This is a genomic window from uncultured Paraglaciecola sp., assembly GCF_937123705.1.
Classification (GTDB): Bacteria; Pseudomonadota; Gammaproteobacteria; order Enterobacterales; family Alteromonadaceae; genus Paraglaciecola.
The window spans coordinates 42,272-50,425 of the sequence record NZ_CAKZKO010000073.1 but is presented as its reverse complement, the minus strand read 5'-3'; the positions used below and the strand labels follow the sequence as shown (position 1 = coordinate 50,425).

Here is an 8,154-nt window from a genome sequence, read left to right as displayed (position 1 = left end):
TTGCTGCTTATCTTTTTTGAGCCATTTGAAAAACTTTGACATACCGGTGAGAAATCCTAGCTAATTGGGTAAACTATTTACATCAGTTCATAATAATAGCATTTCTACCCCAAATGAAGCGAGGCGAAAAACGTACATCAAAGAGCCACTCTGCAAGAAGCTCAAAATCCAGTGGTTCCATTCGGATCATCAGTGGTCGTTTTCGAGGGCGTAAACTACCTGTACTAGACGTGCAAGGATTACGACCGACTACCGACAAGAATAAAGAAATGTTATTCAACTGGTTGATGCCCTACGTTCATAACGCAAGGTGTTTAGACGCCTTTGCGGGTAGTGGCGGCTTGGGGTTTGAAGCCTTGTCACGACAAGCGCAATCAACTTTATTTGTTGAACTAGATAAAAAGGTGGTGAATAAACTAACTCAAAATATTCAACTATTAAGTATCTCTTGCGAACAGGCTACTGTGTTGCAAGGGGCGGCGGCCTCCTTATTAGCTAAACAACAGCAAGTGTTCGATTTGATATTTTTAGATCCCCCTTTCAATAAAAATTTGTTACCTGAGGTGATCAATACTATTTCTCAACAGAATTTACTGGCTCCAGGTGGTGTCATTTATATCGAATGTGCAGGCTCGGAAAGTTATCAAGTACCTGATAGTTGGCAGTTAATTAAAGAAAAGCTAAGTGCACAAGTATCCGCTAAGTTGTATAAACGAATAAGTGAGTGATCTTTAAGTTAAGCCTGCAAAGAAAGGGCTGTAGACTACAACCCAAGCTTTATTTGGGTTGTTTAGCCACTATGTATGCCATACAACCACTAAAAATATCCATGATAATGTGTAATAAGATAGCAGCAATGATGGAGTCGGTTAGGACAGTGATAAGTGCCATAAAGACACCAAATACTGTAGTTCTTATAACATGAGGAATACCTTGATAAATGTGAGGTAAGCCAAATGCAAGGCTAGAGACAATGACAGCTATTGGAGTAGAAGAATATTCAGTTATTAACCCAAGTAAATAGCCTCTAAATAGCAACTCTTCGCATACACCGGCTGATACTGAAACACCACCGGCATAATATTTTAACTCCCTGAGTGTTGTAGGCATTAACCACTGAACATAAGAAAATTTGTCGGCTATTTCTTGGTGCCTAGCTTGATTGTTGGCAATCTGCTTGAGTGAAAATAACAAATAGCCACTCAAAATCACTAGTCCTCCAAGCATAAGTTGATTTGCTAAATTCCAGTGTAAGTTTAGACCAACAGTCGTAGCTGACACCCTGTCTTGAAAGATTAAGAAGAGTACAACTAAGGCAGGTACCCATAAAAACACCATAGTCTCTTTGTATAATTTAATACGCATTGCTGGGTTAGCCAGCATTCTTTGCTTTAAATTGTCATGAGTAAAATACACATAAACGGGGTATCCAATAAAATAACTGATTAGTAAAAATTCAAAAACAATCATACTTCGCCTGCTTAGTTAATTATTCACAGTGCAAAGCATAGAAAAAACATCATTATAAAAAAATAGTATTCAAGTATAATGGCAGCAAATAAAAAGTTTATAATGGTGCCTTATGTTAAAGACTGAATCATTAGCTGTCTTCGCGCTGGTGGCGGATTATCGAAGTTTTACTCAAACTGCTAAAGCGTTAGATAAAACGCCCATGGCGATAAGTAAACAAATTTCGCAATTAGAGCAGTTACTCGGCGAATCATTGTTCGAGAGGAGTACACGAAGGATCAGGCTTACAGAGTTTGGTGAAGCGTTTTTAGTGCGCACAAGGCATATCATGGCAGATCATGATGCCTTACAGCAGTGGCTTGAATCACGAACTGGCAGGTACTCAGGTGTTCTAAAAATTGTAGCGCAAGATGGACAAACATTTGACGAAACGATATTTCCCTGGCTGTCGGAATTCCACAAACTGTACCCAGACATTGAGCTAACGTTTGACGTGCAAGAAAGCATTATCGATATTAATCTCGCTCCTTATGATATCTACTGGGGGGTATCAGAGTATTTGGGAACCCAGTTTCCAAGTCTAAAGCGACGATCTCTTTGGAAAGCCAAGTTGGGGATCTTTGCATCACCAGAGTATTTGGCAAAATATGGTAGACCTAACCATCCAGATGATTTGAATCATCATCGTATGATAGGTCATCCCCATGGGAGTCCTAGTAACGCTCTGGTGGTGAATAAAACCGAACAATCGGTGAGTAACGAAATACAGACGGTTGAGTTAAACGCTCCAATTAAATCAGTAAACCGCCAATCTTTAATGTGTGCTCAGGGTTTAGGTATCATTAATGCTCTGGAGGACAATCAAGATATCAAAGGTTATGTAAAAAGTGGGCAATTAGTGCCGATACTAGAGCCATACTGGTATGCAAGTGCCGAAATCTTCATTTATTATCAAAGGGTAAAGTTTGACCAGCCTAAAGTACGAGCCTTTATTGACTTCTTTTTGGCCAAAAAGCCACTTTGGTAAAAACTCTGATGCAAACTTTTGGTGACTAAAATTCAATACCAATATTGCTGATGCCCTCTGCTGTGGCTAGTTTTTTAAGCTTTTTGCAGGTTTCGGCGCTTTTATTGCTTTCTTTTAACAAGATTAAGAGTTCTTGTTGCGTTTCAATCTCCCATTGCATCAAGGGGTGTTGTTTAATTGTTTGTATATCAACAGCCTGTTCGGCACTGGCTTCGATAAAAGCTTCTACTCCACCTTGTGAGAGTTTACTAACGACTACAGCACCTTGAGGATCTTCCCCTTGGATCAATAAAATGGTTGCCGACATAGACATGGCCATATCAATCGCTGGATATACGCCATACATATCGAAATCACTGGCGTCAGGCACCGCTTCTTCAACTTTCTCAAGTTGGGCAGCAAAATTTATCTTAGCCTTAGGTACCATTAACCATTCCCATATTGCATTTAGACTGTTGCGATATTGCGCGGGATCGGCAAATTCGGTAGCTTCACAAAACAGCACATAATTGGGTAACATGCGCTCTAGAAGTGTGGCTGAGAAAGCCACTGCATACCAGCCTTCTAGTTCTCTAACTTGTTGAAATATATTTAGTTTGTTATTCAAATTTGTTCTCATTGTTTTTACGAGCTACGAGCTACGAGCTACGAGCTACGAGCTACGAGCTACGAGCTACGAGCTACGAGCTCAAAAGAAAGTGTTTTTCAGCTAAGATTAACTAAGTGAATAATATTGCCCTATTCCATCTAATAGCATTTGGATAGAAATCATAATCAAGATCATACCCATTAGTCTTTCTATGGCGGTTAAACCTCTTTCACCTAAAAGTCTGTGGAAACGACTAGAGAGCATAAGAATAGCTGCCGTTGCCAACCATGCTGCACCTAATGCCATAGACCAATCTAACATACGGCTATGATCTTGATTGGCCAATAATATCAATGCAGCCAACACCGATGGACCCGCAACCATGGGGATGGCTAAGGGTACAATAAAGGGCTCTTCACCTGAGGTTAATCCAGTTACGCCACCAGGTTGTGGAAATATCATTTTTAAGCCAATCAGAAATAAAATAATCCCGCCTGCTATACTGACACTCTCTTGGCGCACATTTAAGAAATTTAATACCACTTGGCCGCTAAATAAAAAGGTGAACATGATGACAAGTGAGAATAGTAGTTCTCTTGCTAATACTATTTTTCTTCGTTTAGGTTCTATGGTTTTTAAAACAGACATAAACACCGGCAAATTACCCAGAGGATCCATGATTAAAAATAAGGTGATAGCGGCTGACCAAGTGTCCATGTTTTTCTCTAAAATGCTTCGCTTTTCAGATAGTTTATTACATTTCCTTGTTATGCCCTAAAAATAGTTTTATTTTCAAAGGCTTGATGATTTAATCATTAGGTACAAAACTAACCTTCCCGAATGTGGGATGAATTATTTTGTGTTCATTTAGAATCGATGGCAATTGGTACTAGCTATTCTTTAGCTTTGCGCTTTACTATTAGCTCATCAAAATACAATGGAAAATAAGAGGATTGTCGAATGAGTTTGATGACAGTAGAACAAGTGTCGGAATATCTTGGTGTTCAGAGTGCAAGGGTCGAAAGGCTTGAAAGAGAAAGTCTGTTACCAGCAGCAGATAAAGATGCTAACGGAAATCCACTATTTGAGAAAGACGCGGTAGAAAAATATAAAGTGTTAGCGGAGCGCTTAGGCGGTATATAGCGGCTAGCTTCTTGCCTTTTAAAAGCTTGTTTGGTCTTTATAAACGTTAGGCTTAAACACCGCTGCTAAAGTCAGTCTTATTCTTTAAACAAGAAGACAAGACTGACTAAAAGCAATGTGTTAGGTCGAGGTTTGTTATTCGTCTAACAGTGCTCTAGCGATAGTTCTAATTCCTTGTGCGGTGGCTCCGGCAGGCATATATGCAGTGCTACTAGCGTTGTACGCTGCGGCTAAGTCAATATGCAGCCAGCCTTTACCTTGCTCGGCAACAAATCGTGATAGGAAACCCGCCGCATTAGATGCGCCACCCCCGCCGCCGCCTTTCATCGGTTTACTATTTGCTGTATCAGCAAAGGCAGAAGGGCATTTGTTTTGATGCCATTTTTCTAAGGGCAACCCCCATGACGGTTCAAATTCTTGGGCTGAATAGTCTAAAATACGTTGCTGTAATGCCTTGTCTAATGCAAAAAATGCATTGTAGTCTTCACCCAAAGCCACCATAGCAGCACCCGTTAAAGTAGCGGCATCAATAATGAGATCTGCTCCCGTTGCTGTTGCGGCCATTAAACCATCGGCTAACACTAATCGGCCTTCGGCGTCTGTATTCACTACTTCTACAGTCGTACCATTTTTGTAAGTGATCACATCACCTAATTTATATGCGTGACCACTAATTAAATTTTCGGCGCAGCATAAAAACAACTTAACCCGTTTATTTAGGCCTCGCAATATAGCTAATCCTAAGGCACCAGTGACCGTAGCTGCGCCGCCCATGTCACATTTCATACTAAGCATGCCTTCACTACTCTTAATGCTGTAGCCGCCAGAATCAAAGGTGATGCCTTTGCCCACTAAGCAAGCGGCAACAGGCGCTGAGTCGTTTCCTGTTGGGTTATAGTCAATTTCAATTAAAACTGGGGGGCGAGTACTGCCTCGTCCTACATGATAAATCCCCATCCAACCTTGTTGTTTTAGTTCTTCACCTACCCATCTTTTACTGCTGATGTGTTGGCTATTGATTGATGAGAGCCATTGATTACAAGTATCGGCGAGTATTTCCGGTGATATGTCTTCGGGCGTGGCATTGGTGATATTGCGAGTAAATATCATAGCCTGATTACGGTAGGATAACTCTTGTGCGTTGTTGTCATCACACCATTGGATATGATTTTGTTTCTTGGTTGTAGTAAAGCTTTGCGCGAATGCCCACTGCTGTTCAATTTGCCAATTTCCTTCAAGTTTGACCTGAGTTATCCCTAAATTATCAAGACTACGCGCTGCCTTTTTGATGTCCCACAACTGGTTTTCAGGATCCGTTAAATGCACATAGGCCTTTTGATCCGACATTGATAAGACAGTTCCAGCGCCATAAAAATCGGCTGCTGCTTTATTAGTAATAAAAACACTTAAACCAGACATAACTACTCCATTTATACAAAGACAGGTAGACTACCATGACGTCATTCAGCTCACAGCATTTTATACGGACTCGCCCAAACAACTATGCAGTTTTGTTCCTCCTTAATTCAAGGCACTCTCATCAAACGATATAAACGGTTTCTGGCTGATGTAAAGCTGGCTGACGGCTCAATTGTTACTGCCCATTGCCCTAACACAGGTGCGATGACAGGGTGCGCCGAGCCTGGCTGGAAGGTGTGGCTGTCGCCCAGTAACAATCCTAAGCGAAAGTTAATGTATACATGGGAAGTGGTGTTAACAGACCAAGAACATTGGATTGGTATCAATACCCACAGAGCCAATGCACTGGTTAAAGAAGCTATACAAAACAATAAGATAGCTGAACTTACAGGTTATGCTGACTTAAAGGCAGAAGTGAAATTTGGTGAAGAAAATAGCCGAATTGATTTTTTGCTAACGGATAAACAAAAAGCTGACTGTTATGTTGAAGTGAAATCAGTCACTCTATTAGCGGATCAAAAAGGCTATTTTCCAGATGCAAAAACCCAACGGGGCCAAAAGCATTTACGGGAGTTAAGTTTGATTGCTAGCCAAGGTATGCGTGCCGTCCTATTTTTTTGTGTGCAACACTCAGGTATTCAATCGGTACAAGTAGCAAATCATATTGACCCTGATTACGCTAAAGAACTGAAACAAGCTATGCTAAATGGTGTGCAAGTTTTATGTTACGGTTGCCACATCAATTCAAAAAAAATCTATATAAATCAAGCCTTGCGGTTTTTTTCTTAAAATAGATATTGATTTTTTCTACAAGACCTCCATATTGCCTTGCTAGAAAATTGTTTTCACTGTAACGGAAGATGTTAAGAGCAAGTAATTGCCGGTGTGATGGCTTTCAGAATTAAGAGCGCCGTCAATACAGAACAGCTCATGCCGTAGTTTAGGAGAATTGGCATATGCCAACAGCAAAAACGAACAAAACACTTGGATTATTAGCTTTAGCCGGTTTGACTCCTTACGAGGAGAAAAAAGGCGAAGAGTACATGAACGAAGATCAAATGGAGCATTTTCGTTTATTGTTAAAAGCGTGGCGTGACCAACTTCGTCAAGAGGTAGACCGCACTGTGCATCATATGCAAGATGAAGCGGCTAATTTTCCTGATCCTGTTGACCGTGCAGCCCAAGAAGAAGAATTTAGTCTTGAGTTACGTACTCGTGACAGAGAACGCAAATTAATCAAAAAAATCGAAAAAACTCTGAAGCGCATCGATGAAGACGATTTTGGTTTTTGTGACGCCTGCGGCATCGAAATTGGTGTACGTCGCTTAGAAGCAAGACCTACTGCCGATATGTGTATTGATTGCAAAACCATGGCAGAAATCAAAGAAAAACAACTTCAAGGTTAATGTTACCTATAGTCCCAAGTGGCAATTGATGGTTCGATTGGCTGCTTGGGATAATCAACTTGGTTTATGGCCACAGCACTTCACTCTCCATCTACGAATCGCCTAACACCTAACAAAGGTTATGTGGGACGTTTTGCTCCATCTCCTTCAGGGCACTTACATTTTGGCTCTCTTGTCACAGCCTTAGGTAGTTTTTTACAAGCTAAAAGCCAAAATGGACAATGGTTGCTCAGAATTGAAGACATTGATCCACCACGAGAAGTGGCCGGGGCAACTGATTCCATCTTGAACTGCCTTGAGGCTCATCACTTATTTTGGGACGGCGAGGTGATTTATCAAAGTGACAGAAGCGAGTTATATAACCAAAAAATTCAATATTTAGCTTCCCAAGGTTTAACCTATCATTGCCGTTGTACCCGAAAGCAACTTGCAATTGTGCCGCAAAATCAATTGTGTGACTGCGCGGATCAAAATCTAAGCATTGCAAACAGCGCCATACGATTTAAGCATCATGATGTTCAAAAAGGTTTTAATGATAACTTATTAGGCCGAGTGAATTTTAACACCCAGCACATACCCGCACAGTTCGCCATTAAGCGTAAAGATCAGTTATTTGCCTATCAACTAGCTGTAGTAGTAGACGATATTCAACAAGGTATCACAGAAGTGGCACGAGGCGCCGACCTAATAGATGCGACACTTTTTCAACTGGCTTTGTACCAGGCTTTTGATACGCCTGCTCCGCAATTTCTGCATTTTCCAGTGGTTGTCACCGCGCCAGGTAAAAAACTCAGTAAACAAAATCACGCAGTCCCAGTAAATAATCTAGAAGCGCGGGAAAATCTTATAAACGCCATCGAATTTCTTGGTTTATCACCATCTATACAACTAAAAAAGGGATCGGTGGCAGATATCTTAGAATGGGCTATCCAAGTTTGGAATGTGAATGCCGTTGCTGCAAAAACAGAGTGCATTGACAATAGAATTGGTCAGTCAGACAGTATATGATAAGCGCCGAATTTTTCCGCACAAAGCGGCGCTATTTACAGCATAAAATGCCCAAAATAAGGAGCACAGCATATTATTTCTCGCGTAATTGA

The 8,154-nt window shown here is 40.9% G+C and carries 10 protein-coding genes; 6 read left to right on the top strand and 4 right to left on the bottom strand.

Annotated elements, in window-relative coordinates; translation table 11 throughout:
* The first annotated feature begins 113 nt into the window (after positions 1 to 113).
* On the top strand, positions 114 to 728 hold the full coding sequence (gene rsmD / locus Q0688_RS11130; protein ID WP_299076166.1) for a 16S rRNA (guanine(966)-N(2))-methyltransferase RsmD: 615 nt from the start codon (positions 114 to 116) through the stop codon (positions 726 to 728).
* 49 nt (positions 729 to 777) lie between these two features.
* On the opposite strand, the gene Q0688_RS11125 is transcribed toward rsmD, so the two are convergent.
* Positions 778 to 1,470 (bottom strand): CPBP family intramembrane glutamic endopeptidase, encoded by a 693-nt coding sequence (locus Q0688_RS11125; protein WP_299076162.1) that lies wholly within the window; start codon positions 1,468 to 1,470, stop codon positions 778 to 780.
* Between the two features lie 112 nt (positions 1,471 to 1,582).
* On the opposite strand from Q0688_RS11125, the gene Q0688_RS11120 reads away from it, so the two are divergent.
* A complete protein-coding gene (locus Q0688_RS11120) occupies positions 1,583 to 2,497 on the top strand; it encodes a LysR family transcriptional regulator (RefSeq protein WP_299076159.1) in 915 nt (304 codons plus the stop codon).
* 25 nt (positions 2,498 to 2,522) lie between these two features.
* Here the strand turns inward: Q0688_RS11120 and Q0688_RS11115 are convergent, their stop codons facing one another.
* Positions 2,523 to 3,116: a YjaG family protein gene (locus Q0688_RS11115; protein WP_299076156.1), complete on the bottom strand. Its 594-nt coding sequence runs from the start codon at positions 3,114 to 3,116 to the stop codon at positions 2,523 to 2,525.
* A 96-nt stretch (positions 3,117 to 3,212) separates the two neighbouring features.
* Positions 3,213 to 3,803 (bottom strand): YhgN family NAAT transporter, encoded by a 591-nt coding sequence (locus Q0688_RS11110; protein WP_299076153.1) that lies wholly within the window; start codon positions 3,801 to 3,803, stop codon positions 3,213 to 3,215.
* 243 nt (positions 3,804 to 4,046) lie between these two features.
* On the opposite strand from Q0688_RS11110, the gene Q0688_RS11105 reads away from it, so the two are divergent.
* Positions 4,047 to 4,229: a helix-turn-helix domain-containing protein gene (locus Q0688_RS11105; protein WP_299076147.1), complete on the top strand. Its 183-nt coding sequence runs from the start codon at positions 4,047 to 4,049 to the stop codon at positions 4,227 to 4,229.
* 135 nt (positions 4,230 to 4,364) lie between these two features.
* On the opposite strand, the gene pepB is transcribed toward Q0688_RS11105, so the two are convergent.
* On the bottom strand, positions 4,365 to 5,648 hold the full coding sequence (pepB, locus tag Q0688_RS11100; protein ID WP_299076144.1) for an aminopeptidase PepB: 1,284 nt from the start codon (positions 5,646 to 5,648) through the stop codon (positions 4,365 to 4,367).
* Between the two features lie 84 nt (positions 5,649 to 5,732).
* Here pepB and sfsA point away from each other — a divergent pair, with 84 nt between their 5' ends.
* From sfsA to gluQRS, 3 genes are all read left to right on the top strand, one after another.
* The gene (sfsA, locus tag Q0688_RS11095; RefSeq protein WP_299076141.1) at positions 5,733 to 6,437 is read left to right on the top strand and encodes a DNA/RNA nuclease SfsA; all 705 of its coding nucleotides are present in this window, start codon (positions 5,733 to 5,735) and stop codon (positions 6,435 to 6,437) included.
* A gap of 167 nt (positions 6,438 to 6,604) precedes the next feature.
* Positions 6,605 to 7,054, top strand: coding sequence for an RNA polymerase-binding protein DksA (gene dksA, locus Q0688_RS11090; protein WP_299076138.1), 450 nt, complete (start codon positions 6,605 to 6,607; stop codon positions 7,052 to 7,054).
* A 66-nt stretch (positions 7,055 to 7,120) separates the two neighbouring features.
* A complete protein-coding gene (gene gluQRS, locus Q0688_RS11085) occupies positions 7,121 to 8,062 on the top strand; it encodes a tRNA glutamyl-Q(34) synthetase GluQRS (RefSeq protein ID WP_299076135.1) in 942 nt (313 codons plus the stop codon).
* Positions 8,063 to 8,154 lie beyond the last annotated feature (92 nt).

Excerpts from the sequence above, each read along its gene's own strand:
- Q0688_RS11110 (WP_299076153.1), bottom strand. The coding sequence starts at position 3,803 with ATGGACACTTGGTCAGCCGCTATCACCTTATTTTTAATCATGGATCCT.
- rsmD (WP_299076166.1), top strand. The coding sequence starts at position 114 with ATGAAGCGAGGCGAAAAACGTACATCAAAGAGCCACTCTGCAAGAAGC.
- dksA (WP_299076138.1), top strand. The coding sequence starts at position 6,605 with ATGCCAACAGCAAAAACGAACAAAACACTTGGATTATTAGCTTTAGCC.
- Q0688_RS11115 (WP_299076156.1), bottom strand. The coding sequence starts at position 3,116 with ATGAGAACAAATTTGAATAACAAACTAAATATATTTCAACAAGTTAGA.
- Q0688_RS11120 (WP_299076159.1), top strand. The coding sequence starts at position 1,583 with ATGTTAAAGACTGAATCATTAGCTGTCTTCGCGCTGGTGGCGGATTAT.
- gluQRS (WP_299076135.1), top strand. The coding sequence starts at position 7,121 with ATGGCCACAGCACTTCACTCTCCATCTACGAATCGCCTAACACCTAAC.
- Q0688_RS11105 (WP_299076147.1), top strand. The coding sequence starts at position 4,047 with ATGAGTTTGATGACAGTAGAACAAGTGTCGGAATATCTTGGTGTTCAG.
- pepB (WP_299076144.1), bottom strand. The coding sequence starts at position 5,648 with ATGTCTGGTTTAAGTGTTTTTATTACTAATAAAGCAGCAGCCGATTTT.
- Q0688_RS11125 (WP_299076162.1), bottom strand. The coding sequence starts at position 1,470 with ATGATTGTTTTTGAATTTTTACTAATCAGTTATTTTATTGGATACCCC.
- sfsA (WP_299076141.1), top strand. The coding sequence starts at position 5,733 with ATGCAGTTTTGTTCCTCCTTAATTCAAGGCACTCTCATCAAACGATAT.